24 protein-coding genes and 1 pseudogene are annotated in these 24,204 nt (G+C 54.4%); 6 read left to right on the top strand and 19 right to left on the bottom strand.

The annotated features are described in order from the left end of the window. Position 1: 1 nt before the first annotated feature. The 13 genes and pseudogenes from rfbD to G6L28_RS15055 all read right to left on the bottom strand — a co-directional run bounded on the left by rfbD (position 2) and on the right by G6L28_RS15055 (position 12,920). Positions 2-931, bottom strand: coding sequence for a dTDP-4-dehydrorhamnose reductase (gene rfbD, locus G6L28_RS15115; protein ID WP_174064653.1), 930 nt, complete (start codon positions 929-931; stop codon positions 2-4). Further along, positions 928-1,992, bottom strand: a complete 1,065-nt coding sequence (gene rfbB, locus G6L28_RS15110) for a dTDP-glucose 4,6-dehydratase (RefSeq protein WP_174064652.1) — start codon at positions 1,990-1,992, stop codon at positions 928-930. The genes rfbD and rfbB overlap by 4 nt, the downstream gene beginning before the upstream one ends. 87 nt (positions 1,993-2,079) lie before the next feature. Next, positions 2,080-2,643 (bottom strand): dTDP-4-dehydrorhamnose 3,5-epimerase, encoded by a 564-nt coding sequence (gene rfbC / locus G6L28_RS15105; RefSeq protein WP_174064651.1) that lies wholly within the window; start codon positions 2,641-2,643, stop codon positions 2,080-2,082. Between the two features lie 190 nt (positions 2,644-2,833). Then, entirely contained in the window at positions 2,834-3,976 is a 1,143-nt protein-coding gene (locus G6L28_RS15100) for a ceramide glucosyltransferase (RefSeq protein WP_174064650.1), read from the bottom strand. Positions 3,977-4,163: 187 nt separating this feature from the next. After that, positions 4,164-5,597: an NAD(P)(+) transhydrogenase (Re/Si-specific) subunit beta gene (locus tag G6L28_RS15095; protein WP_174064649.1), complete on the bottom strand. Its 1,434-nt coding sequence runs from the start codon at positions 5,595-5,597 to the stop codon at positions 4,164-4,166. A gap of 18 nt (positions 5,598-5,615) precedes the next feature. Then, positions 5,616-7,190 (bottom strand): Re/Si-specific NAD(P)(+) transhydrogenase subunit alpha, encoded by a 1,575-nt coding sequence (locus G6L28_RS15090; protein ID WP_174064693.1) that lies wholly within the window; start codon positions 7,188-7,190, stop codon positions 5,616-5,618. 233 nt (positions 7,191-7,423) lie between these two features. Then, positions 7,424-8,266 (bottom strand): DUF1206 domain-containing protein, encoded by an 843-nt coding sequence (locus G6L28_RS15085; RefSeq protein WP_174064648.1) that lies wholly within the window; start codon positions 8,264-8,266, stop codon positions 7,424-7,426. A gap of 34 nt (positions 8,267-8,300) precedes the next feature. Then, complete coding sequence (locus tag G6L28_RS15080; protein ID WP_174064647.1) at positions 8,301-8,762, bottom strand: hypothetical protein; 462 nt, start codon at positions 8,760-8,762, stop codon at positions 8,301-8,303. Positions 8,763-8,856: 94 nt separating this feature from the next. Next, the gene (locus G6L28_RS15075; protein WP_174064646.1) at positions 8,857-9,309 is read right to left on the bottom strand and encodes a hypothetical protein; all 453 of its coding nucleotides are present in this window, start codon (positions 9,307-9,309) and stop codon (positions 8,857-8,859) included. Positions 9,310-9,378: 69 nt separating this feature from the next. After that, the gene (locus tag G6L28_RS15070) at positions 9,379-10,245 is read right to left on the bottom strand and encodes a glucose 1-dehydrogenase (protein WP_174064645.1); all 867 of its coding nucleotides are present in this window, start codon (positions 10,243-10,245) and stop codon (positions 9,379-9,381) included. 114 nt (positions 10,246-10,359) lie between these two features. Next, positions 10,360-11,285: pseudogene (locus G6L28_RS15065) on the bottom strand (manganese catalase family protein). Positions 11,286-11,372: 87 nt separating this feature from the next. Beyond that, complete coding sequence (locus tag G6L28_RS15060; RefSeq protein WP_174064692.1) at positions 11,373-12,089, bottom strand: Crp/Fnr family transcriptional regulator; 717 nt, start codon at positions 12,087-12,089, stop codon at positions 11,373-11,375. A 312-nt stretch (positions 12,090-12,401) separates the two neighbouring features. Continuing rightward, positions 12,402-12,920, bottom strand: coding sequence for a DUF6030 family protein (locus tag G6L28_RS15055; RefSeq protein WP_174064644.1), 519 nt, complete (start codon positions 12,918-12,920; stop codon positions 12,402-12,404). 218 nt (positions 12,921-13,138) lie between these two features. Between G6L28_RS15055 and G6L28_RS15050 the strand changes: the two genes are divergently transcribed. Next, positions 13,139-13,675: a cytochrome b gene (locus G6L28_RS15050; protein ID WP_174064643.1), complete on the top strand. Its 537-nt coding sequence runs from the start codon at positions 13,139-13,141 to the stop codon at positions 13,673-13,675. Positions 13,676-13,693: 18 nt separating this feature from the next. Then, positions 13,694-14,524 (top strand): RibD family protein, encoded by an 831-nt coding sequence (locus G6L28_RS15045; protein ID WP_174064642.1) that lies wholly within the window; start codon positions 13,694-13,696, stop codon positions 14,522-14,524. Here G6L28_RS15045 and G6L28_RS15040 read toward each other — a convergent pair. From G6L28_RS15040 to G6L28_RS15025, 4 genes are read right to left on the bottom strand one after another with little or no spacing between them, the layout of a single operon-like run. Then, entirely contained in the window at positions 14,453-15,253 is an 801-nt protein-coding gene (locus G6L28_RS15040) for a class I SAM-dependent methyltransferase (protein WP_174064641.1), read from the bottom strand. The genes G6L28_RS15045 and G6L28_RS15040 overlap by 72 nt on opposite strands. Continuing rightward, positions 15,250-16,296, bottom strand: a complete 1,047-nt coding sequence (locus G6L28_RS15035; RefSeq protein ID WP_174064640.1) for a glycosyltransferase family 4 protein — start codon at positions 16,294-16,296, stop codon at positions 15,250-15,252. The genes G6L28_RS15040 and G6L28_RS15035 overlap by 4 nt, the downstream gene beginning before the upstream one ends. Continuing rightward, entirely contained in the window at positions 16,293-16,691 is a 399-nt protein-coding gene (locus G6L28_RS15030; RefSeq protein ID WP_174064639.1) for a 6-pyruvoyl trahydropterin synthase family protein, read from the bottom strand. The genes G6L28_RS15035 and G6L28_RS15030 overlap by 4 nt, the downstream gene beginning before the upstream one ends. 10 nt (positions 16,692-16,701) lie before the next feature. Continuing rightward, on the bottom strand, positions 16,702-17,697 hold the full coding sequence (locus tag G6L28_RS15025) for a zinc-dependent alcohol dehydrogenase (RefSeq protein WP_234902592.1): 996 nt from the start codon (positions 17,695-17,697) through the stop codon (positions 16,702-16,704). A gap of 149 nt (positions 17,698-17,846) precedes the next feature. On the opposite strand from G6L28_RS15025, the gene ribA reads away from it, so the two are divergent. Genes ribA through G6L28_RS15010 form a run of 3 tightly spaced genes read left to right on the top strand, consistent with a single transcriptional unit; the run spans position 17,847 to position 20,486 of the window. Beyond that, positions 17,847-18,953, top strand: coding sequence for a GTP cyclohydrolase II RibA (gene ribA, locus G6L28_RS15020; protein ID WP_174064638.1), 1,107 nt, complete (start codon positions 17,847-17,849; stop codon positions 18,951-18,953). A gap of 13 nt (positions 18,954-18,966) precedes the next feature. Next, positions 18,967-19,731 carry a CDP-alcohol phosphatidyltransferase family protein gene (locus tag G6L28_RS15015; RefSeq protein ID WP_174064637.1) on the top strand — a complete coding sequence of 255 codons (765 nt, stop codon included), beginning with the start codon at positions 18,967-18,969 and terminating at the stop codon, positions 19,729-19,731. After that, complete coding sequence (locus G6L28_RS15010) at positions 19,728-20,486, top strand: FkbM family methyltransferase (RefSeq protein WP_174064636.1); 759 nt, start codon at positions 19,728-19,730, stop codon at positions 20,484-20,486. Before G6L28_RS15015 ends, G6L28_RS15010 begins: the two co-directional genes overlap by 4 nt. 88 nt (positions 20,487-20,574) lie before the next feature. Here the strand turns inward: G6L28_RS15010 and G6L28_RS15005 are convergent, their stop codons facing one another. Further along, positions 20,575-21,507 carry a lysylphosphatidylglycerol synthase transmembrane domain-containing protein gene (locus G6L28_RS15005; protein WP_174064635.1) on the bottom strand — a complete coding sequence of 311 codons (933 nt, stop codon included), beginning with the start codon at positions 21,505-21,507 and terminating at the stop codon, positions 20,575-20,577. A 439-nt stretch (positions 21,508-21,946) separates the two neighbouring features. Between G6L28_RS15005 and G6L28_RS15000 the strand changes: the two genes are divergently transcribed. After that, a complete protein-coding gene (locus G6L28_RS15000) occupies positions 21,947-22,600 on the top strand; it encodes a LuxR C-terminal-related transcriptional regulator (RefSeq protein ID WP_174064634.1) in 654 nt (217 codons plus the stop codon). 48 nt (positions 22,601-22,648) lie between these two features. Here the strand turns inward: G6L28_RS15000 and G6L28_RS14995 are convergent, their stop codons facing one another. Next, a complete protein-coding gene (locus tag G6L28_RS14995) occupies positions 22,649-24,058 on the bottom strand; it encodes a sensor histidine kinase (RefSeq protein WP_174064633.1) in 1,410 nt (469 codons plus the stop codon). Between the last annotated feature and the right edge of the window lie 146 nt (positions 24,059-24,204).

Here is a 24,204-nt window from a genome sequence, read left to right as displayed (position 1 = left end):
GTTAATCCTGTGCAAAATGTTTGTCTGAAAGCTCTGCGACCACAGCTGCGGTAGACGTTTTCCAGTCTGGTAGCGCGACGTTATGAATGGTTTTGAGCAGTCCGCAGTCGAGCCTCGAGTTTTCCGGACGCTTTGCTGGTGTAGGATAGGCGCTCAATGGAATTTTTTCCACGGTTGCGTTCGGTCCGCCAAGCCTCTTTGAAACCGAAAAGATTTCCGATGCGAAATCCGCCCAGCTTGCCTCTCCCGTTCCAGTCATGTGGAACGTACCGCGAAGCTTGGGATCGGCGCTATCAACAAGATTGGCAGCAACGGTAAGAATTCCGTCTGCAATATCGTCGGCAGAGGTCGGGTTGCCGAATTGATCGGCTACAACATTGATCGTTTCCCGCGTCCCGGCGAGTCTGATCATCGTCTTGAGGAAATTCTTGCCAACAGAACTGTAGACCCATGCCGTCCGCAATATCACATGGTTCGGGTTGTTTTCAGCGACTGTGCGCTCGCCGGCTAGCTTCGAGCGGCCATACGCGCCCAGCGGGGAAACGGTGTCGGCTTCAACATAGGGTGAAGTCTTGCTGCCATCGAACACATAGTCGGTGGAAATATGGATGACGGGTATTCCCAATGACTGCGCAGTCTTGGCAATGATGCCCGCCGCAGTCCCGTTCACCAACGTTGCCTCTGTTTCGTCGGTTTCAGCCTGATCGACGGCAGTGTAGGCCGCTGCCGAAACGATGATATCCGGCTGAGCAGCAGCGATAGCCGACGCTATGGTCTCAGGTCGGGACAGGTCGAGTTCGGGTCGACCAAGCGCGCTGACGGAAAAGCGGTCATTCGATCCAGCCCGCTTGATCAAGGACGAGACGACCTGTCCATGCCTGCCGGTCACGACCATCCGTAATTTCGTGGTGGATGAGGGGTTGCTGCTCATTTGCCGCCAGTTTTCGCGTCGATAAGGCCCAGACGGTTGCCAGCATAGCCCGCTCGAAGTGGCGCCCACCACCACTCATTGTCCAGATACCAGCGCACGGTCTTTTCTATGCCGCTTTCGAAATTCTCGCTTGCACGCCAGCCGAGTTCACTCTCCAGCTTGCTGGCGTCGATCGCATATCGAGCGTCATGACCTGGGCGATCCGCAACATGGGTAATGAGATTGGAGTAAGGAACATCGCGCGGTTTGAAACCGTCCATCAGCTCACAGATCCTCAAGACCACATCGATGTTTCGGCGCTCGTTACGACCGCCGACATTGTAGGTTTCGCCGATGCGTCCGCGCTCTGCAATGATGTCGAGCGCGCAAGCGTGATCCTCGACATAGAGCCAGTCACGTATGTTCGCGCCATTTCCATAAACCGGCAGTGGCTTGCCTTCCAGGGCGCTGAGGATCATCAGCGGTATCAGCTTCTCGGGAAAGTGATATGGACCGTAATTGTTGGAGCAGTTTGAGACGATGACCGGCAGGCCATAGGTGCGCATCCACGCCTTGGCCAAGTGGTCCGATGCCGCCTTCGAGGCAGAGTAGGGGGAGCTTGGATCGTACGGCGTTTCCTCGGAAAACAGGCCCTCATCGCCAAGCGATCCGTACACCTCATCGGTTGAAACATGGAGAAAGCGGAAAGCGTCTTTCTCGGACGCTGGAAGATCAGCCCAGTAACTCCGCGCCGCTTCCAGCATCGTAAACGTGCCGATGATGTTGGTGTCGATAAAATCCTGCGCGCCTGTGATCGAGCGATCTACATGGCTTTCAGCGGCCAGATGCATGATCCGATCCGGACGGAATGAGGTGATCGCCTCGGTCACTGCAGCGCGGTCGCAAATATCTGCCCGGAGGAAGCGATATCCTGAATGAGCTTCCACAGCCTTCAGCGAGGTTTCAGTGGCGGCATAGGTCAGCTTATCGATGTTGAGAACTTCGTAGCCCTTGACCGATATGAGGTGACGCACGACTGCGGAACCTATGAACCCGGCTCCGCCGGTTACGAGTATGCGCATTCCAGTCAGCTCCGAAGCAATGGCTTGGCGTTGTCGTTCACAGCATCGGGAGATGACTTCTTCCCGGCCGAAACGACTCAACGTTCATCATTTACGATATGTGAAGGAGTCGGGCATCGCGTCAAGGGCAGGTTGTTTCCTGTCCTTGTCCGACAGGATCGCCGAAGCGCTATCCACCGGCCACTTTATGCCGAGCACCGGGTCGTCCCATTTCAGCCCGCGATCTTCCGCAGCGCTGTAATATTCCGTAACCTTGTAGTTGATGACGGTGTTTGGGCTAAGGGTGCAGAAGCCATGGGCAAAGCCCGGTGGAATCCATAGCTGGTGATTGTTCTCTTCAGTCAGTTCGACAGCAACGTGATGGCCAAAGGTCGGCGATCCTTTTCTGATGTCCACCGCCACATCCAGCAGCGCGCCTGCCACGCATCGAACCAGTTTACCCTGCGCTTTCGGCTCCAACTGAAAGTGGAGGCCGCGAATGGTGCCTTTTTCGGCAGAAAAGGATTGATTGTCCTGAATGAAAGAATGTGGACCGACTGCAGCTTCGAAATAATCCTGCCGGAAAGTCTCCATGAAGTAGCCACGGGCATCGCCATGCCTCTTAGGCACGACAAGAAAGACGTCCAGAATTGCTGTTTCTTCGAAGCGCATATTTTCTCTTGTTTACTAAAACTGACGTTAATCTTCCTTACGGCGAAGGTGCCAGTATTACAAGGCGTTGCGCGGGACGATTGCGCTGTCCTGAATGCCGGATGAGCATTTCCAGGCAACGCTTGAAGTTACCCTAGTCTCAGCGAACAGCTCTGATCCAGCCTGCCACTGGCCGTCAAAGTATTCTGCCTCAGGCGTTTGTCAGGCTGCTTTGTTCCGTTCCGACGGTCATGACGTTACCGCGCCATGAAACGGAAGCGCCGACGAAGCTTTTGATCCAGATCGCTGGCAGCATGAGGTCCCTGATCATCATGGCGGGCAGGCTGCGCCAAGAGAGGCTCCATCCCATGAAAGCGGCGAGCAGGATTTCCGGGACGTACATCATGAAAAGGACGCCAAGAGCAGCGGCAAGAGCGCTCGCAGCACCAAGTTCGCTCACCACGATGGCGACTGTTGCCAGCAGGAGTGGCGGCATCGCCCCCACGAAAATTTCAGGAAGGAAATAGCTGGGAAAAGTGACGCGCCGCAGCCGCGCCCAGCGTGTCTGGCGCGACCAGATTTCGTTGAGGCGACGAGAGCCGAGAGGCTGTTCGAAAGGCGTGGAGACGAGATGAACGTGAAGACCGCTTGCGCGCACCAATTTGGTCGCGGCAGCATCCTCGGCAATCTCCGCGCCGAGAGCTTCTATGCCGCCTCTCTGGTCAAGAAAGGGCTTGTTCCAGAGCATGGTCTTGCCCTGGGCAAAGCCGCTTCCCAATGCTTCGGCAACATATTGATAGCGCGCCTGAAAGCTGTTGAGGAATGCGCACTCCACCGCAGACCACATATCCACGGCGCGCGAGCCGATTGGCGGAGAACAGACCAGCCCTGAATCATCCCGCCAAGCACCCATCAGGCTCACTATATAATCACCCGGCATGAGGACATTGGAATCCGCCAAAATGACCCAGTCATGGGTGGCGGAACGCCAGCCTTTAACGCAATTGTTGAGCTTAGGATTGGCGCTGACGCAATCATCCCCTACCAGAATTCTCGCTGAAATATCTGGGTTGGCTGCCATCTGTGCCTTGGCCTGATCGATCACTGGATCTGCACTGTCAGCAACGCAAAAGATGATTTCGTAGCTCGGCCATTCCAGCTGAAACGCACGAGACAATGTCAAGGACGTGAAATTCTCGACACCGCGAAGCGGTACGACAATCGAAACCGGAGGCTTTTCCCGCTGGAGAGCGTTGTCACGTGTCGGTCGCTTCAGCCTGTTTGCTGCAAGCAGAATACTACACCAATGAACGACGATAAGGAGAAGCGCAGAAAGGACGAGGACAGTTTCCATGCAATACCAACTCCGCGCTGGTGGTCAGCGATTCGCTGGCCCGGCTGCTGTTGGTCAAGCAACTATAGCCCGTTTATGACAGGCGAGTGTCATTTACGACAGTCCGTTGTAGTTGGGCTTCAACCGGCAAGGAAAGCGATGGTCAACGTAATCGATCACCGCGTTTCATCATGCCGATTATCAGCCGCTACTTGATCAAGGGCAGCAAACCGTCAATCGACTTCTTTGCGTCACCGTAGAACATCCGCGTATTGTCCTTGTAGAATAGCGGATTTTCGATGCCAGAATAGCCTGTGCCCTGACCGCGCTTGGATACGAAAACCTGGCGGGCCTTCCACACTTCCAGAACCGGCATGCCTGCGATGGGTGAGTTGGGGTCTTCCTGCGCCGCGGGGTTAACGATATCGTTGGAGCCGATGACGATGACGACATCGGTTTCCGGAAAGTCGTCATTGATTTCGTCCATTTCGAGAACGATGTCGTAAGGCACTTTGGCCTCGGCCAGAAGCACGTTCATATGACCGGGCAGGCGGCCCGCAACGGGGTGGATGGCGAAGCGAACAGTCTTGCCCGCTGCCCGCAGCTTGCGCGTCAGTTCTGAAACGGATTGCTGGGCTTGCGCCACCGCCATGCCGTAGCCGGGAACGATGACGACACTATCCGCATCGTTGAGCGCTGAGGCCACGCCATCGGCATCGATGGCAATCTGCTCACCGGAAATCTCCATCGCAGGGCCCGTCGTGCCGCCAAAGCCGCCGAGAATAACCGAGATGAAGGAGCGGTTCATCGCCTTGCACATGATGTAGGACAGGATCGCACCGGACGAGCCGACCAGTGCGCCGGTGACGATGAGGAGATCGTTACCGAGCGTAAAGCCGATGGCTGCTGCGGCCCAGCCGGAATAGCTGTTGAGCATCGACACCACCACCGGCATATCCGCGCCGCCAATGCCCATGATCAGATGGTATCCGATGAAGAGCGCCAGCAGCGTCATCAGCAGAAGCGTCCAGACACCAGCGCCATTGACGTACATCAGAAGCAGGGTAAGTGAGAGAATTGCCGCTCCGGCATTGAGGAAGTGTCCGCCCGGAAGCTTTGTCGCCTTGCCATCCAGCTTTCCGGCAACTTTGCCAAAGGCGACGACGGAGCCCGTGAAAGTCACCGCACCAATAAAGACGCCGAGGAAAACTTCGACCTTCATAATAGCGAGTTCAACCGGCGTCTTGTGGGCGAGGATTGCTGCAAAGCCGGAAAGAGCAGCCTTTGCCGTCTCGTCCATGGTTGCCACGTCCGCCGCTTCGATATGTGCATTGAAGCCGATGAAGACGGCGGCAAGGCCGACGAAGGAGTGCAGGGCTGCCACGAGCTGCGGCATTTCCGTCATCTGCACGCGGTTTGCAACATAATAGCCAAGGACGGATCCACCCGCGATCATCAAGAAGACGATGAAGCCGACGCCGACGCCTGGACCGAACACAGTTGCGATGACGGCGAGTGCCATGCCGACGATGCCGTACCACACGGCGCGCTTTGCGCTTTCCTGACCCGAAAGGCCACCGAGCGAGAGGATGAAAAGAACAGCGGCAGAGATGTAGGCTGCCGAAACGATACCAATTGTCATAGTGAACATCCCACCCGATCAGGACTTCTGGAACATGGCGAGCATGCGACGTGTGACAAGAAAGCCGCCGACGATGTTGATCGTAGCGAGCAGAACCGACAGCGCGGCTAACACGACGACGAGCCAGTTACCTGAGCCGATCTGAAGTAGCGCGCCAAGAATAACGATGCCTGAAATGGCGTTCGTCACGGCCATGAGCGGGGTGTGCAGTGAGTGAGAAACATTCCAGATGACCTGGAAACCGATGAAGCACGCCAGCACGAAGACCACAAAGTGGCTCATGAAGCTAGCCGGCGCCCACGCGCCGATGAGCAGCAGAAGTGCCGTGCCTACGGCAAGCAATATGCCCTGGTTCTTGGTTTGGGCTTTGAATGCTGCGATCTCCTGAGCACGCCTTTCCTCCGCGGTCAATTCCTTGATCTTTTCCTTTGGCTTTGCAGCGGCAATGGCCTGTATCTTCGGCGCTGGAGGTGGATAAGTGATTTCGCCTTGATAGGAAACTGTCGCGCCACGAATGACATCGTCTTCCATGTTATGGGCGATCACACCGTCCTTGGCGGGTGTCAGGTCACTGACCATGTGGCGTATGTTGGTGGCATAAAGGGTCGACGCCTGCGCGGCCATCCGACTGGGGAAATCCGTGTAGCCGATGACGACGACGCCGTTATCTGAAACGACGCGCTGATCTGCGACCGTCAGATCGCAGTTGCCGCCACGCTCTGCGGCGAGATCGATGATCACCGAGCCTGGCTTCATCATCTCAACCATATCGGCAAGCCAAAGCTTGGGAGCATCGCGACCCGGGATAAGTGCCGTTGTAATGACGATGTCGATCTCAGGTGCAAGCTCGCGGAACTTCGCCAATTGCTTTTCACGGAACTCCGGCGATGACGGTGCGGCGTAACCACCCGTTGCGGCTCCGTCTTGGCTCTGATCGGCAAAATCGAGGAATACGAATTCCGCACCCATGGACTCGATCTGCTCGGCCACTTCCGGGCGGACGTCGAAAGCATAGGTGATGGCACCAAGCGAGGTTGCCGTGCCGATCGCGGCAAGACCGGCCACACCTGCACCAATGACCAACACTTTGGCGGGCGGCACCTTGCCCGCAGCCGTGACCTGTCCGGTAAAGAAACGGCCGAAGTTGTTGCCAGCCTCGATGACTGCGCGATACCCGGCAATATTGGCCATGGACGACAAGGCATCCATCTTCTGCGCGCGCGAAATACGCGGCACCATATCCATGGCGATGACATTGGTTCCGAGCGCTTTTGCCTGCTCCAGCAGAGCCGCGTTCTGAGCAGGATAGAAAAAGGAAATCAGCGTCTTGGTAGTCGGCAACTGTGCAAGTTCCGATGGTTCGGGCGGACGCACTTTCGCGACGACGTCTGCCTCGGCGTAAAGCTGAGCGGCGTTCTCCACCACAGAAACACCTGCCGCACGATATGCATCGTCGGAGAATCCGGCTGCACGACCTGCCCCTGTTTCGATAAGACAAGCGTGACCAAGTTTTTGCAGTTGTGACGCGCTGTCCGGCGTCAGAGCGACACGTGCCTCTCCCGCGTAAATTTCTTTCGGCGATCCAATCTTCATCATTGAGCCTTATAATGATCGCGCATTCGCCGCTCCTCCGACCTGCGATGCGCTAGTGTCCCTCGAAGCAATCAAACAGCAGAACAACACGCCGCAATTGCCTTCGCCAAGAACTAACGTGCGATCTATTTCAGAATCAAGTGCAGAAGATCTTCAAAAAGAAGCAATGTCGCTCCGCGACCGGCAGGCAAATCCCGCGAACTCGAATTGTGTTTCGGTTTCCGAACTTGGGCTCAGCTTCTCCCAAGCTTGCCTAGCCTACCGACCGATGACATTTCCTGTTTGAAATGGGAGATTTTCGGTCCTCGAATGGTGCGGTAGCGGGCAGCGATGAGGTTATAGGCACCAAACGCTGCGAGGCCTATCGCGACGATGGTGTAGAGTGCCGAGCCGAAGGGAAGCTGGTGCAGCCATTCGAGTGCATCTGCCATGCTGCCAGCCTGCTGCGGGTCGACACGATAACCTGCATAGGTAAAAAGCACGCCGGTAATACCAAATACGACGCCGCGCGCGACGAGACCATACATGCAAAGGTAAGTCAGAAAACTATTACCCTGGGGAACCGTCACATACTTTTCGAATTTTCTTTTTACCCCTTTCATTGCGGTGACGCCGCCGCCCACGATGAAGCCAAGCCCCACCATGATCGCCAGATAGGAGCCAAACGGCTGAGACATGATCCAGCCAGCCAGTCCTTTTTCGCCCGAACCGCTTTCACCGCCGCTCTGGTGGAAGGCTAGTCCCAATGCATAACTAGCGAGACCGACATAGGTTATCGCGCTGCCCAAAAGGGCGCTGCGGATAAGTATTGCTTTTCCGTCACGGCCATGTCCATCGGCATCCGCGAGCGATTGTGCGATGCGCCAGGCGACAAACCCGAGAAGGCCGAAACCGATCAGCCCCACCCATACGCGTCCGAGTGGCTGATCAAGGAGGTAGGAAACGGCAGATTTTGTCTCCGGCGTGCTACCTGATACCCCGGAAAACAAGGCCAACCCTGCTATCAGCACGAACACTACGCCTCTCGCAGCATAGCCCGCCTTGGCCAACAATTCGAACCTGAATCTCGTAGGCATCGTGCCCCCTCTCATACGCAAAAAACTGTCTTGATTAACGGCTCAGACCCCAAAGATATCCAACAAGGGCAGCAAGACCGACTGCAGGCAGCGGGTGTTTCCTGACACGATAAGCGAGATTATGCCGTACCGATCGAATTTCCGTTCGGGCAATTTGCCCGGATGCGGACGCCAACTCCTGAGCGGAGGTAAGCAGCGACTTGACTTCGGCGCGCATGGCCTTGATCTCATCTATCGAATATTCTTTCTCGTCCGTCGCGTGCCTGGCTCTTACCGCTTCCAGAGCCTCATCAACCTTCGGCATTGGCGCATCTTCGCTCTGCACGTCGTGATTAGTAGTAGTTGTTGCGGTTGTGGTAGACGCCTGCGAAACTGGGTCAGACGCCGGGAAGGTGTCCTTCAAGGCTTCTTCGAGAGGAGCGTCATCGGTTCGCTGGCGCGCCTGCTCATGATGCAGCGAGGAGACAGCAGGCGAGGGGGATTGCGATGCAGACATGTTCGTAACTCCGTCTTGTTCGTTCGTCCGGTAAACAAGCCAACGTGGTCGGAGTTCCGGACCCCTACCGATAACCGAAACTATCTTTGATAGATCAGATCTGTGTTGATTTTATCGTATCGGGCGGAATGGAGCCGGAGATCACTCCCCGTCGCAAACCTGTACGACCATGCTCTACTTCCACAACTGTGTAGGCTTTCTCATCCCGAAACATGCTGGCGAACGTCGTGGAGACGTCCTCGGCGGGCAGTGCATCAACGTCAGTAAAGTCCACCTCGGCGCCTGCTGCCACTATCCGCGCGTCACCTGTCGTCCGCGCCGCGACAATGACTTCTTGCCACAAAGGCGATTTATCCCGGCGCGGATCATCTTCTCGAGCGACGGGGATCAAGCGATAGATGTTGAGTATCTCTCCAGGCTCCGTTGCGGTTGCGATGGCGTCCGCATCTTCCCGCTGTGCCCGGCTTTCCACCGAGTTATTTCCCGTGACGAGACCGAGATCCGTTCTCACAGGCATATTGTCGGCAATAGTCTTGTCGTTCTGCATGATGTTTCCAACCTCTCTAAAGAAAGAGGAACCGCTGGTCTCAACAAGCGGTTCCATCGGCTAACGAGATCAGATCATCAATTCGCCGCCAGTGACGGGAACGACTGCCCCGGTCATGTAGCTGCCAAGATCCGACGCCAGCAGAACGTAGGCACCTGCGAGCTCTGCCGGTTGACCTGCTCGTCCTATCAATGTCTGCTTGCCGAAATTCTTCGTCTTTTCGGCAGGCATGGTCGAAGGGATGAGGGGCGTCCATATCGGCCCCGGCGCGACCGCGTTGACCCTGATGCCCTTGTCCGCCAACATTTCCGCAAGACCGGCCGTAAAGTTCAAGATCGCGCCCTTGGTGGAAGCATACGCCAACAATTGCGGTGAAGGCTTTCGAGACTGGATGGACGCTGTGTTGATGATAGAGCTGCCGGCGCTCATATGCGGCACCGCAGCTTTCGAAATGAAAAACGGCGCATAGATATTTGTTTTGAAAGTCTCGTTCCATTCTTGCGAAGAAATGTCTCCGATGTCGGCATAGGTCCGCTGGAAAGCAGCATTATTCACTAGCACATCGATCCGCCCGAAAGCCTGTACCGTTTGCTCCACCAGTGCCTTACAGTGATCTTCTGATGTGATGTCTCCGGAAACCGCGATCGCCTTGCGCCCGGCATCCTCCACCCATTTGACCGTATCCTTGGCGTCCTCGTCTTCGTTGAGGTAAGAAATAACGACATCCGCACCTTCGCGCGCAAAGGCAATTGCGACAGCTTTGCCAATTCCAGAATCGGCACCGGTAATAAGCGCAACCTTTCCCTCAAGTCTGCCCGCTCCCTTATAGGAGCCCTCACCATGGTCGGGCCTTGGCTGCATCTGTGCAGTGGTGCCCGGTGGCGGAAACTTTTCGTCTGAGTAAGGCGGCGCGGGGCGGCGAACGTCATCGGTCATCTTCAGCTCCTGTTGTGGTTGTTAGACGTCCAACAGCGCTGACTGACGAGAGTTCCTCATTTTATTGCAAAAGGGGTCGATCCGGCATATGGCAAGATCGACCCTATATCCGTCTTATCGCGATTTTTTGTACAGCTTTTCAGCAATCTCGAACATCTCTTCCGGTGAGTAGTCCGGCGTGAAAGCGGAAGGCACACCGACGAGCTGATGAATTTTTCCGCCCTCCGGCATTCCCTCTACCACTTCGAGATTACCCGGAGGATCACCCGGCAGAGCGACTTCGTCGTTGCTCCAGATGCCTGCCATTTCCTTGTAGTCCTTCGGGCTCCAGGTTTAGAGGCGGCGGTGGGAGCCTTCATCGAGATATTGCTGACACTCCGGAATATTCGCGAGTGGAATGTTGGGGCAGGGCAGAAACTTCTCGATTTCTACGCCTGTGATTTTCTTTAGGGCCAGGGCATATGCATGTGCATGGACGGAGCCCCGGACGAGTAAATAACCGCAAACGGCACGTCCGGTCGGATCTGTCCGTTTCATAGACACGAAGCTTGTGCAGGCGCGCGCCACATTCCAGGTGGAAATTGTGCAGGAGATCGAGCACAACATTTCCCGTCGTGGTGATGAAATCATCGTTCGAGGATGCGCCATTGCTGTTGACTGGCATCGCGCCACCAGCACCTGACAGGAAGCTTGCTGCAAGTCGAATGTCTTTCATGTCCTCAAAAGGACCACCGGAGATATCGCCGCCATCTCCAACGTCGCCGTCTGGCTGATCGGGTCCGTTTGCGAGCATGGCGACGCCGTTACTTACGAGTTCGACATGGCCAAGCTCTTCCGCCGTTATGCTGGCAACCAAGGCTGTAGAAAGGGCGAAGTTTGGATTTGGAGCGAAAATTGAAGCTTTGAAACATGTAATTTCCAAGCGTGGACATTTCACCGTACTTCCCGCCGAGCAATTCTTGCAGCGCTGCCGCGGCGTTGGGGTCGGCGGCTTTCGGCGGGGGAAGTTCGGCCTGCAGCTGATCGATACGCATGAACATGAGACGCTCCTGTTTGTTGGGGAGCAAGTCCGAACAAGCGATGTGCGGCTAAGTTCCGCATCTGCTGCAATGGTGTGAGGATCGGGCCTAAATCTGGCCGCTCATGATCCGCTGATATTCCGCTTCGGGGCGTCCATATGCATCACGGGCGAAGTTGATAAGCGCCGCTCGATCCCGAACCACCACCTTGCCTCTTAGTGACCTGATCAGCCCCTCTCCTTCGAGAACATGGAGCGCTGTCGTGACGCTCGGGCGCCGGACGCCGAGCAGGACGGCCATCAACTCGTGAGTCATGGCCATTTCTTCCGTTCTGGAGCGATCCTGGCACATGAGTAGCCAGCGAGCCAGACGAACGCTGATATCGTGCAGCGCATTCGACACGGCCGTGTGCGCCAGTTGAACCGAAAAGCATTCCATGGACCTGTTCATGATGACGCTGAAGGGCTTGCTCTGGTCCAGCAAAGTCCGAAATGCGTCAAAGCTGATTTGGTAGCCCTCTGCGTCAAGCTGTACCGCGACATCATGGGAACTAATGCGCGATCCTGTGATTGCAGATGTTGGGATATAGCCGTCAAAACCGAAAATACCCGCTTCAGCACGTCGGCCCTGAGGCGTCGTTATGACCACCGAGCCAATGCCCGATGTGAGAAAATATACCGCATCGATAGGTTGGTCCCGGTTGGCGAGCACCGTGCCTTTCGGCAGCACGACATATTCCAGATGGGGCGCGATCAAGGCAAAATCGGAGCCTGAAAGCATCCGAAGCAGATTGTTTGCAGGAGGTGAATTAAGTTTGCCATGCATAGATGTTTCTCCATCGCAATCTGGTAGCTGCATCGTCGTGGTCTTGCGCCAATTAGGCTTTTGCTGTGACATTTCAATACGTGGAAGAGCGGAAATTCGTTCCATTCGGCCGTGTCATAATGCTGAATGGTTCACTGGAATCTGTTCGAGAGGATGTCTTTTCAACTCACCAAATCGTCCTGTGGCGAAGAGTACTGTTATCAATTTAACATACAGCGAAACAGGTAAGCGCTGAACCGACGATCCTCACAATCTGGTACGGAATGTCGGTCTGTCTTCTGTGATTGGCTCGCGAGTTCCTGCGACGAAGCGCTAGGGGCAAGCAGATCCACAATCGCGCGCGATTGTTCCGAAAAGGTTGAAGCGGGATGTGTCGAAGAGTTCGCGCTTATAACGAAGTGTTATCCCTTCAAACGAAAGTTCGAACTCGCGGCCTTCCGCTAGTGTTGCGTCCATCTGGCGGATCGGTGTCTGCTCACCCACAAGCATGTAAACGAGGTTGGCGGCGCGTTTTCCAAGAACTTGTCGGGATAATAGTGATCCGAAATTCAGTTTTAATCTGAAGTTTTTCCATTGCCCTGGTTCGAAGCCACGTATCTGGATAAAAAGCGACGGTGCATGTCCCGTTTCAGGATATTCGAGCAAATAGGTGCACTCCCACTCGCCATTGTCCTTGGAGCTGAAACTTGGAAGGCTTTTTGACGAGAGGTCGGCTATTGCTCGGCAACGCGTGGCGTCGAATTTGTGCGCATTCGAAAGCGTGGAAGTTGTAGGCCCGTTGGCACTAGGCTGCGCATTGCCGCTCGTCGGCGCGACGATGATCGTTCCCATAAGCGTCAGAATAAAAAGATAAACAACGGACATGATGGCGGCAGCTACCTGATTTCAAGGCGACATTACCGACACTGAATTCAATCGCAAGATTATTCGTCCGGGCGGAAGCGCTTTGCAAGTGTAGGGCCAATTTACAGACATGATGAGATAGGTCATCCTGCATGGCATCAAGGCTTGGTGAGGCTTTGCCTTGATCGCCGCCATGGGAGGTCTCGATGTCGTTTTTTGACGAAGAGAAAAGCGTGCAAACCTATCCATCACGCATGCGCATATTGCATTGGCTTATTGCATTACTGGTTCTTGCAACATGGCCCCTTGGTCTGATGATTGGTTTTGCAAAAGACGACGTGAAACTGGATTTTTATCTTGTGCACGAAAGTCTCGGCTTTCTGGTTCTGTGGCTGATGCTGCTTCGCGTCGGAGTGCGCCTGACGGCTTCCGTGCCGATTATCGATGGCTCGCCTGCTGAGCGTCTTGCTGCGGGGATCGTTCACGGCCTTCTATACATGTTTCTTATCCTCATGCCTGTTACGGGGTTTCTCGCGACGAACGCGCATGGCTTCCCGCTACAGTGGTTCGGTTTGGTCCCGGTTTGGAGCCCAATCGGAAAGTCGCCAGATTTTGCGCCGCTTCTGTCTGCGATACACGGTTGGAGCGCATGGATCGTTTTGGGATTATTCGCGTTACATATCGCGGCGGTACTATTTCATCACGTCATTCGTCGAGACCGCACACTTTTTCGAATGCTGTAAGCTGTGACAGGGACGTCGATGCGTAACATTCACATGAGCGAGACGCTCTGGACAAGACTGCTTTCGGTCCGCAACGGACAAAAGCTCCAAGAGAATGAAACAGACTCCGCCATCTTGCTTTATGGGCCGATTGCGTCAGCCCGGAAAAGTTTCGTTCTGGCTCAGGTTGGCCAGTCGCTCGATGGGAGGGTTGCCACTCCAGCGGGGGATGCGCGGGATATCTCAGGGCCGGATGGCATTGCTCACCTTCATCGCTGCCGAGCATTGGTCGATGCCGTCATCGTAGGAGTGGGTACCGTCAAGAACGATGATCCCCGTCTCTCCGTGCGCGAGGTTGCCGGACCTAGCCCGGTTCGCGTCGTGATCGACTGTCGTGGCGAATTGACGGGTACCGAAAGCCTTTTCCACGACAACGGAATGCCGGTGATCGTCATTCAAGGGAATGATGCTCCCGTCAGGCAATACAATGCAGAGACTGTGAGGCTTTGCCGTGGTGAAAGCGGAATAGACCCGAAAGATATCTTAGCGTGTTTGGAGGAGCGTGGGCTGGCCAAGCTGCTCGTGGAGGGAGGCGCTAGAACCATTTCGAGATTTATAGAGGCTGATCTGGTCGATCATCTTCATGTTGCAATCGCCCCACTCATTATCGGCTCTGGTCCCTCTGGTATAACATTGCCGCCAATCTCCGAACTATGCAACGCGCACCGTCCAGCGGCGGAAGTGTACACGCTTGGGACGGACATTCTATTCGATTGTCGATTGAAAGCAGAAACTGCTTCAACGGCGCGGAAGGGAGAGCAGGTCCGTGTGACCGACAGTGCAGATGCTGCTTTCCACGCCTATGTGTGAAAGCCTGAAATCAAGCCACCCTTCGAAATCTTTGTCTGAGAGGCGCCCCACTTCTTTCAACGGTGTTCTCAGCCCGTTCAGGAACGCGGATTGCAACTCTCTTGTGCCGCCATCCATTCTCCAGGGACTGTCTCCGGTGAAGCACTCAAACCCATTGGCCTTGCAGGTCTCCACAAGATAGTCGGTGGCTTTTGGTCCCAACGCCGGGCCAAAGCCCTTGTTGGAGACTTGATGCTGGTTGAAGTCCTTTACAACCTCTTCGTCAAGCGGATGCGAAATCGTCCACTCCATGGTGCCGTTGTAATTTAGCGCCGCGTATAGGGCATTTCCGTTCCGTGCCAATGTCTTCACAAAGGCGGCGCAAAATTCGGCTGAACACAGGTCGAAGAGAGCAGATGCCGTTACGGCGCTCACCCGATCCAATAGACGGTCATCGAAATCGTTGAGGTCCTGTTGATGAAACTCGACAAGTGCAGACGGGTTGATACGGCGGCGGGCCTCTTCCAATAATACCGCATCGTAATCGACAAGCCGCCAGCGAGTGTCTGGCGAGAGGCGCGTTGAAAGTGTCCGGTAAGTAGAGCCCGTTCCACTACCGATATCAAGAACGGTGTTTGGCACGTCCGCGCTTTCCAGAAACGATACGAATTCGCCCGCAACCGTTTCTGATCGCGCCGCACGATCCACCGGCTCTCGTAGCGCCAGCCAATTTTTGTCGAAACCACTCATGACAAATTGCTCAATGCTTGTGAAATGATGAGGGAAGTGTCTTCCCAGTCTGGTAGGCGCGCTCCGGCTGCCCGGGATGCCTGCGAACACTTATGGCGATAATCCCTGTCTGTAAGAAGTTTGCGGAGTGCCGAGGCAAACGCATCGACATCGTCAACGGCTACAAGCATCCCGGCTCCAGCTGGAACCACATCAGGTACAGCGCCCGCGCGACAGGCTACGATCGGCAGGCCGTGGACAAGCGCTTCGGCAAAAACCATTCCGTAGCCCTCATACCTGCTGGCCAGCGCAAAAACATCCGCTTTGGCAAAGAATTGACCAACGTCACTAATCTCACCTGCAAGCGTCAATCTGGTGCCGAGCCCAAGGTCACAAATCTGCTGCTTTAGCTCGTTGGCAGTCGTCGGGTCCAGGTCTGGGCTTCCTACTATCGTCGCCTGCCATTCCAGATCTGCTATCGTCGCCAGTGCCGCGATCAGTATGTCGTGGCCTTTGCGTTTGGTAAGCGAACCTACGGAAAGAATCTGTGGAGTTGCTGTGGTGCTATTTCTGGCACCTGTTGTCTTACTCGTACCGGGAGGCGCAACCGTCACATCCGCTTCGTTGAGCTGGTAATGGGCGAGAAGCTCGGCGGCGGTCGATGCCGAGGTGACGATAGTGTGTCTGACAGATTTGAGGGCACTGATCTCGCTTCTTCTTAAGCGCGCCTGCTCCGCCTCAGACAGCCCGGTCTCAAGTGCAAGCGGATGATGGACCAGAGCGATGATCCTGAGACGATCCGCCTCTGTTTGCGCCCATTCATCCATGACACCAAACGCGAGGCCGTCGATGATGACGAGGCTGCGGTCAGGCAGAGCGGATAACAGTTCACCTGCCTTTTGCAGAACATTGGCATCGGGTAAAGGAAAGCCGTCTCCGAGCGGAATGAGGGTTACGTTCCATCCAAGACTTCTCAAGCCCTCGATGATCTTTCGATCATAGCCATATCCACCCGTCTTGAGGTCGAGGTCGCCAGGGTAGGCGAAGAAAAGATCGCCACTCAAAGATCGGCCTCATACCATCCGCGCGCGGCGTGGGACTCGTGCAACATGACTTTCAATCTGCAGATCCGGTGTCCGCCTTCACCGAGTTTTCCTGCCAAAACCGCTCCAGCCAGCTCATCGAAGATATGTTTGGCTATAACTTCAGTCGTACTGACTTTGCCCTTGAAGGCGTCCACCTCGTCCAAATTCTTGTAGTTGAGTGGCTTTAGAACCTCGGACAAAACCGAGGTCGCCGCGCCGATATCGACAGCAAGACCGTTCTCATCCACCTCTTTCGTAAAAAAAGCCGCATCGACGACAAAGGTTGCGCCGTGCATGCCCTGTGCGGGACCGAAAACCGGGCGAGGAAGACTGTGGGCGATCATGATGTGGTCTCTCACCTCGACTGCAAACATTGGCTCTCCTTCACGGGTAGTAGACACGATGACAAAGCGTATCCTGATCATTCAAAATACGTGGATAGTCTTCCGGCAGATCAGTGAATTTCGTTTCGCCTGATATGAGATTATCGAGCCTTGGATCGAGCAGAAGCTCCAGCGCCTTCGACATGCGCCGTCGAAAACTCCAGCGATGCGACCGATCGGCGGGAACCGAGCCGACTTGCGAACTGACGATGGATAGTCGCCGGGAGTGGAACGCGCCGCCGAGTGGTATGGTAGCGTTCCGATCACCGTACCAGCTTGCTTCCACGATTTTCGCCTCAAAAGCCGCGCATGAAATCGCCGTGGTCAATGCTTCGGGAGAGGCGGACGCATTGATGAGGATATCGAATTCTCCGCCAAGGTCGTTGGGCTCTGCAAATGAAAGACCTAATGCTTCGACATGCCGTCGCCGCCTCGGATTGTTGTCCACGATAACCGTATCCGTGCCTGCAATTCTGCTGGAGATATTGGCAACAAGACTACCGACGACGCCAGCGCCGAACACCGCCACCTTATCGCCGGGCTGTATGTTGGCGTCCCATACGATGTTCAGTGCAGTCTCCATATTCGCTGCCAAAACCGCTCTCTCTGGAGGCAGTTCGGAAGGGAGCGGATGGACCTGTTCCGCACCGACGACGAAGCGATCCTGATGGGGATGGAGACAAAAGACCTTCCTGCCTTTGATATCGTCAGGCCCGCTCTCAACGGTTCCTACCGATGCGTAGCCGTATTTTACCGGGAAGGGAAAATCGCCCTCCATATTTGGCCCACGCATACGGGCATATTCGCTCGCTGGCACGCGCCCCTGCAGGACGGTTGCTTCAGTGCCTCGGCTGATCCCGCTATACTCGTTGCGCACCAGAACCTCGCCGTTACGGGGTGCAGCCAGCTCGCCGCTTCTGATTGCGCATGCGTTCTCACGCTCGATCCACAGTGCTGCCGATGAAAGGGATGATGGGCTGCCGGAAGGGTGTGACAAAGTCGATCCTATTAAATGCGCGTTCAATGGAGCGTATTGCCTTCAAGAGCGTTTTGTTCCGTAGAAGTAATGAAAACATTTCTTCTTCGAAGGAAATCCGTCTGGACATTTCTTCGTAAAAACAAAAACAATAAGGGAGAGTATGTCAGATGTCGCTTGCAAGCCAGTCGTCCTTCCAGTTTACAACACCAGAAATCGAAGTTGAGCGCGCCGTCTCAGAACTCCGCTACGGACGGCCTGTTTTGGTTTGTGAGCAGTTCCGTAAATATGCATTCATCGCATTGGATGCGGTTACGCCCTCAATTTACGATCAGTTTGCTGCGGTAACGAACAATCGGCATTCGCTTCTATTGACTGCACCCCGTGCTACCCGCCTTGGTATTGCTGGTGAAAAGGACATCCTTGTCCCGCTGCGGGATGTGTCCTTCGATCAAGCCTCGAGATGGTCATATGTTCTCGGCGCGAGCACTCCAGCCGAATGGTCACAGGCAGACGATCTGGCCGCCAGCACTGCCGAGCTCGCGCGAATTGCACTTTTGTTACCTGCGACCGTTATTGCAGACGTATCCGAAGTCGCCTCCCGGTTCAGCGGGTGCTGCGAAATCTCAGCGTCGAGGCTTAAAGGTGCAGACGTGGCCCGGCAGCATTTCGAAAAGATCGTCAGTACCAAGGTCCCACTCAAGGATCTTGGTAACGCGCAGTTCGCGGTATTTCGCGGCGGCCTTGCCCAAAAAGACCAGGTTGCCATCATAGTAGGTGAGCCGGATTTTTCCCGCACCGTGCCTATTCGTATCCATTCCTCCTGTCTGACCGGCGATCTTTGTGGGTCCCTGAAATGCGATTGTGGTGATCAGCTACGAAACGGTCTGGCATTGTTGAAACAGGCAGGTGGTGGCGTTCTTCTTTATCTGGACCAGGAAGGACGCGGCACCGGAATCGGTGCGAAGATGCGTGCCTACGGCTATCAGCATCAAGGACTGGACACGATTGATGCCGATGCGGAGCTTGGGCTTACGGAAGATCACAGGCGATACGAGGCGGCTGTGGCACTGTTGCGGATGCTGAACATATCAAAGGTCGCAGTCTACACCAATAATCCAACAAAAATCGCAGCTCTTCGAAAAGGCGGCATCGAAGTCGATGCGCGCAGCCCGGTCACTGGCACTGTTACGGTGGAGAACCAGAATTACCTGCGAACGAAAACGCTTCGAGCCGGTCACATGATGGATATGAGTACTTTGGTCGCTGCGGAATAACGGAGCGATTGCGATGGCAATTATCAATGGTGAAACGACCGATCTGCAAGCGACCAGAGGGCTTTTGCTGAAAAATACCTTGCTGAGCTTGTGTAGCTTCATGGCGGGTACTTTTGTTGTCGCGCTTGCCATTCGCGTGGAAATGGAGTTGGGCTGGAGCTTCGTTGCATCTGCGGTCGCATCACTTGCCGCCATTTTCGCCTTCGTTCTCTACCTGCTTCCATTTCATCCGCACAGGAAGTTTGGCTATGCAAACATCGTTACGGCCTTCCGTGCATCGCTCGTAAGTCTTACAGCCGCCGCGGTCATTTCGTTTGAGAGCTTCCATCATGTGGATGCCGTACTTTGGGTCCTTGTTGGGGGAGTTGCAGTCGCGCTGGCGCTGGATGGTATCGATGGCTATCTCGCACGCAAATATCGTCAGGAATCCCAACTCGGCGCTCGCTTTGACATGGAGGTGGACGCTTACCTCATCCTTATTCTTTCGGTTGCCGCAGCGATGCTCGACAAGGCCGGTGCCTGGGTGCTGCTGGTTGGCTTGATGCGCTACGGCTTTGTGGCAATCGGCTGGCTTTTGCCAAGCCTGCAAGGAGAGCTCCCACCATCCATGCGCAGAAAGGTGATATGCGTCGTTCAAGGCGTGTCTTTATGCTTTATCCTCATGCCATGGATCGATCCTCCCTTATCCGAGATCGTCGCCGGCCTGGCTCTTGGGTCACTGATTTTCTCATTCTTGGTTGATGCGGCCTACCTTCTTACCAGCCGGGTGCAGGAATGAAGTGGACCGATAGGCTTGAAAGCGCCGTTGGTCTGACGCGCTCGCTTATCATTTACTACGGGCAACCATGGCGACGGGCCGCGCTCAGACGTTTTTATGGTTCTCTCATCGAGCCCGGCGATCTGGTTTTCGATATCGGTGCTCATGTCGGGAGCCGAAGCAGAACGCTGCTGGATATCGGAGCCCGGGTCGTTGCCGCAGAACCACAGCCCGTCTTCGCCAATCTGCTCGAATACTGGCAAGGTGGGCAGCTTCAGGGTTTGGAGAGGGTGGCCGTCGGGGGGTCTGTTGGGGAAGTCGAGCTCTATGTTTCCCGCCTTCATCCAACCGTAACCAGCGTTTCGAGCGAATTCGTACAGTCAGTGGGCAACACAAACGGATTTCGTTCGGTTTCATGGGATCAGAAATTGCGCGTGCCTATGACGACACTCGATGTCCTCATCACCAAATACGGACGACCGGCTTTCTGTAAGATCGATGTGGAAGGAGCCGAAGGTGAAGTGCTCGCAGGGTTGTCGAGCACCATTCCACTTGTCGCTTTCGAATATATTCCTGCGATGCAGTCCGTCACGCGAGCCAGCATAGACATGTTGCTTGCGCTTGGTGACTACGAGTTCAATCGCGTCAGCGGCGAAACCCATCTTTTTGCTTCTGAGCAATGGATGTCGGGTCAGGAGATGATATCGGAGTTGGCTCTAATGTCGCTCGACGACCCATCAGGAGATATCTACGCACGGCTAAAGCAGGTCATATGAAAAAGGATTTATCTATCTGTTTTCGAGTGCCTTTATTGCGAGACAGCTGCATTTTACCAGGCATTTTTTAGAAACGATGGCTGATTTCTCAAACCGCCCGTGTTTTCCTCCTAAGTGCGTCAAAGGCGAGTATCACCAGGCCCGGTGACGCGCCCACCAGAGAAAGCCAGCCATAGGTTATACTGGCGGCCAAACCCTCCGCAGCCGTCGCGCCCAGCATGGGCCAAAGCGCCATCGCTGCTGCCTCTCTCGTCCCCCAGCCTCCGAAACCAACGGGTATCAAGATGGCTGTCAGGCAGAAGGGAATGATTGTGATCATCGCAACCAATGGCAGTTGGGAACCAGTGGCATTTGCGGCGATGAAGAAAACGCCGATGTAGCACGCAAGAATAGATGCGCTCAGGCACAACTGAACGATCCAGGCTTTGCGGCTGATAAAGGCATCAAATATCTCACCTGATAGCACGGCCCAAGCTTTAAATTTTCGAGACAGCACGACGAAGAACAAGATTGTCAGAGCAGAAAAAACGACGCCGACAACTAATAGGATCGCGATTGAAGTGATGGGTGAGGATGCGACCATACTGGGGTAGATAAACAACCCGATGATTGACACGAGGAAGAATGCGATCTGGCCAGATGCACGCTCGAAAACGATGGCTTTTGTCGGTTGCTTCCAGCCCCCGCTGTCTACGGAGCGCATTCTCCATGCGCGTATGACATCGCCACCGATGCCTCCGGGGAGGGTTTGGTTGAGAATACTGGCCACATAATATTCGCGGATAGTCGTTCCCACCGCGATATTTGTGCCCAATCTACCTGATGTAAAACGCCAGCGAATGGCCGACAGGATGATTTGTACCTGCACCAGTACAAGCGACAGAACTATCGCCGGTAAGGATATGTTTGTCAGGGATTGAAACAGGTTGGCGTGATCAGTGTGCCACAGCAGCCAGACGAGAAAAGTCAGGCATAAGAAGGATAAAAATATTCGGAGTGCTGACGAAGACCGAATTTCCATTATGATGTGCTTTACGTAATCGGCAGATCGCCACGGCGGAAAATTATCTGTTTTCGAGAGCGTAGTTTGTGTCAACGAGTTGGGTAGGGGAAGGTTGCCTACCGACGCGTCGAATGGGCATGGTTCGATAATATTACATCACATGAAGATATATTTTGTGAGGTTGATTCCGACTTGGCAACCTGAAGTATTACTAGTGTTTTCAAAAATTCATGAAATCGTCCGAAAGAGCTAGTTCGTAAGGGTTATTTTTCTGCGGTTGGCATTTAATCATTAGACGGTAAATCCAGCTGTTCTTAGCTATAAGTAATTATGTATTTATTTCTTCGCTCTTGTAAATTTACCTTAAAGTTATTTTGGATTAGATACACCCTGTCTAGATTGTAGAAGGTTAAATCCGGTATTATTGTCTCCTAATATTTGTGGGGGAGACAATTTCATGGCTGTTTCAGTTGCTTTTGTCGATGATCATCCGATTCTGCTTGATGGTCTCGTTAGTCTTTACTCTAGCAAGCAGGACCTCTCCATTGTCGGCAAGGGTCATAATGCCGTCGACGCGATAAAGATCGCGGAAGAATTCGCACCTGACGTTATCGTCGTCGATTTAAGTATGCCGGGTGACTCGTTGGCTGCCGTTGAAGTCATCACGCGCACCATGTCAAACACGCGCGTCGTTATCTTCACTGCCACCTCGAGCATAGAGACAGCCGTGAAGGCACTGAATTGCGGGGTTTCGGGATATGTGCTGAAGGGTAGCTCGGCACTTGATTTGTACGAGGCCATTATCGCTGCCCATAACGGCGAAACCTATATGACGCCCGGATTTGCAACCAAGGTCATCATGTCGATGAAGACTGCGGAACTACAACAAAAAGCGCTGCAGACAAAGCGGTTGAGTGCGCGAGAGGAGCAGATCGTCTATCACCTCATGCGCGGTCTTACGAACCGTGAAATTGCCGAAAGTTTGAATATCAGCGAGAAGACCGTCAAGCATTACATGACCATCCTCATGCAGAAGCTCGATGTACGAAATCGTGTTGAGGCTGTCCTAGCAGCACAGAAAATCCACGCTCCGCGTGAGCTTTACAACTAATTCCGTCCGAATTTGCGAGGTGCATGGATTTGAATATCATCTGACGTATTACTCGGCGCAGAGCTGGTTTACGGGCATGATCGCAACAACAACGGTGCCTCTCTTGCGTTTGATGCTCCGCATGCGCCCTCCGAAGGAACTGATGCGGCGTTTCTGGCTGATTTTCCCGAGTTTTATCCGCGCGGCTTCTCTGGCATCCGGCAAGGTTACGTATCCTCCAATGTCTGCAACGAGTATTGTCAGTTTTCCTTTGGAAACTCTGTATCTCACCTTTTGCAAATTTCCGGTGGCATGCCGGAATGAATTCATCAAACCTTCCTGAATGAAGCGATATACGCAGACATTGAGGTGCGGCATGTATATTTTTTCTTTTACATTTCCGTCCATTTCAACCGTGTTCGCGGTCAGATCGCTATAGCGCGCTACGGCGAAATGGATTGTCTCTTCGAGACTCATGTCGTCAAGTTCAGGCAGTGCGAGGCCCGATGATATCTTTCTCAAATCAGAGAGGACGGTCGACACGAAGCCGAGAAGCTTTTCGAGATCGGCGTTTTCCTGATCGCTTCTGCCGTGCCGCTGCGCCAGCATGTCGCTCAGTCTGAGATTGATGAGCGTCAGAACCTGTACGGGTCCGTCGTGAAGATCGTTTCCAATCTGGTCGAGAACCTTCTCGTTGAGTTTTCCTGCCTCAAGACGTGCGAAATCCGCTGCCTTTCGCAAATTGCTGTTTTGCGCCCACAGATCCATGGCATTGCGGAGATTGGTTTCGATTGAGCGTCGTTGTCGGTCGATGAGCTTACTTGCCATCAATATGATGAGGTAAAGCATCACCAGCAACGGCACTGTGATTCCGACGATGATCAGTACCGTGCCGCGCCGGACTGATCGCAACTCCCCGACGAGATAATCCGGTTCCTGGTAAAACTCACCAACGAGAATGACCTTGCCAGCACTGTCGCGTAACAGCGGTGCGTAGACTTCAATCAGCTGGTCCTCTTGCTCCCTGTCGCTGTAACGATGTTTATCGTCTTCGGCGCGAGATACGACGATCTCTCCGGCGAGTGCAGCGTTCAGTTCTTCGAATACCTTTGGCTCGCCGATATCCGGTGCGTCGGTCGAATAAAACAGACTGCCATCAGGACGCCAGATTTTGATCGTGCGGACGTGCTGACCTAAAGGGCCTGTGCCGAGCAAGCCGTTGAGACGGGATGCGAGTGGAAGGCTGATCGTGCCGCTTTGGACCTCAGCCTCATCAATGAGCGGCGATACGAATGTTTGCAGGTATAGCGCTCCAACCCCTCCGGCGCCTTCCAATACCGCTTTTTCTACGCGTGCGGTTGTCCAAAACGTCAGCAGTGACATCAGCAACACAACAATAACCGACATGGCGGCCATGAATTGTGTTGTGAGATGAAGTTGGAGGAACCAGCTTTTCAAACCGCCCCAGGAAAATTCCATCTCGAAACATTGTCTCCTATGAACGACGGCATTTCGGTTTGAGTACTTAAGGTAAAGGCGTGAGGTATTCGAGCGAAATCAACCTCAAGACGTGGCGCTGGAATGGTAACGATCTACCTCAAAAGTAGCACGTCTTCGCAGTACAC

This window comes from Agrobacterium larrymoorei, assembly GCF_013322225.1.
Classification (GTDB): Bacteria; Pseudomonadota; Alphaproteobacteria; order Rhizobiales; family Rhizobiaceae; genus Agrobacterium; species Agrobacterium larrymoorei_A.
Note: the sequence above shows the minus strand (reverse complement) of the source record. Positions and strands in the feature narration are given on the sequence as shown.

Coding starts and splice junctions, on each gene's coding strand:
- G6L28_RS15015 (WP_174064637.1), top strand. CDS start 18,967: ATGGCAATTATCAATGGTGAAACGACCGATCTGCAAGCGACCAGAGGG.
- G6L28_RS15010 (WP_174064636.1), top strand. CDS start 19,728: ATGAAGTGGACCGATAGGCTTGAAAGCGCCGTTGGTCTGACGCGCTCG.
- G6L28_RS15100 (WP_174064650.1), bottom strand. CDS start 3,976: ATGGAAACTGTCCTCGTCCTTTCTGCGCTTCTCCTTATCGTCGTTCAT.
- G6L28_RS15040 (WP_174064641.1), bottom strand. CDS start 15,253: ATGAGTGGTTTCGACAAAAATTGGCTGGCGCTACGAGAGCCGGTGGAT.
- G6L28_RS15090 (WP_174064693.1), bottom strand. CDS start 7,190: ATGAAGATTGGATCGCCGAAAGAAATTTACGCGGGAGAGGCACGTGTC.
- G6L28_RS15030 (WP_174064639.1), bottom strand. CDS start 16,691: ATGTTTGCAGTCGAGGTGAGAGACCACATCATGATCGCCCACAGTCTT.
- G6L28_RS15000 (WP_174064634.1), top strand. CDS start 21,947: ATGGCTGTTTCAGTTGCTTTTGTCGATGATCATCCGATTCTGCTTGAT.
- G6L28_RS15095 (WP_174064649.1), bottom strand. CDS start 5,597: ATGACAATTGGTATCGTTTCGGCAGCCTACATCTCTGCCGCTGTTCTT.
- G6L28_RS15080 (WP_174064647.1), bottom strand. CDS start 8,762: ATGTCTGCATCGCAATCCCCCTCGCCTGCTGTCTCCTCGCTGCATCAT.
- G6L28_RS14995 (WP_174064633.1), bottom strand. CDS start 24,058: ATGGAATTTTCCTGGGGCGGTTTGAAAAGCTGGTTCCTCCAACTTCAT.
- G6L28_RS15050 (WP_174064643.1), top strand. CDS start 13,139: ATGTCGTTTTTTGACGAAGAGAAAAGCGTGCAAACCTATCCATCACGC.
- G6L28_RS15055 (WP_174064644.1), bottom strand. CDS start 12,920: ATGGGAACGATCATCGTCGCGCCGACGAGCGGCAATGCGCAGCCTAGT.
- G6L28_RS15060 (WP_174064692.1), bottom strand. CDS start 12,089: ATGCATGGCAAACTTAATTCACCTCCTGCAAACAATCTGCTTCGGATG.
- rfbB (WP_174064652.1), bottom strand. CDS start 1,992: ATGCGCATACTCGTAACCGGCGGAGCCGGGTTCATAGGTTCCGCAGTC.
- G6L28_RS15085 (WP_174064648.1), bottom strand. CDS start 8,266: ATGCCTACGAGATTCAGGTTCGAATTGTTGGCCAAGGCGGGCTATGCT.
- G6L28_RS15045 (WP_174064642.1), top strand. CDS start 13,694: ATGCGTAACATTCACATGAGCGAGACGCTCTGGACAAGACTGCTTTCG.
- rfbC (WP_174064651.1), bottom strand. CDS start 2,643: ATGCGCTTCGAAGAAACAGCAATTCTGGACGTCTTTCTTGTCGTGCCT.
- G6L28_RS15005 (WP_174064635.1), bottom strand. CDS start 21,507: ATGGAAATTCGGTCTTCGTCAGCACTCCGAATATTTTTATCCTTCTTA.
- G6L28_RS15070 (WP_174064645.1), bottom strand. CDS start 10,245: ATGACCGATGACGTTCGCCGCCCCGCGCCGCCTTACTCAGACGAAAAG.
- G6L28_RS15075 (WP_174064646.1), bottom strand. CDS start 9,309: ATGCAGAACGACAAGACTATTGCCGACAATATGCCTGTGAGAACGGAT.
- ribA (WP_174064638.1), top strand. CDS start 17,847: ATGTCGCTTGCAAGCCAGTCGTCCTTCCAGTTTACAACACCAGAAATC.
- rfbD (WP_174064653.1), bottom strand. CDS start 931: ATGAGCAGCAACCCCTCATCCACCACGAAATTACGGATGGTCGTGACC.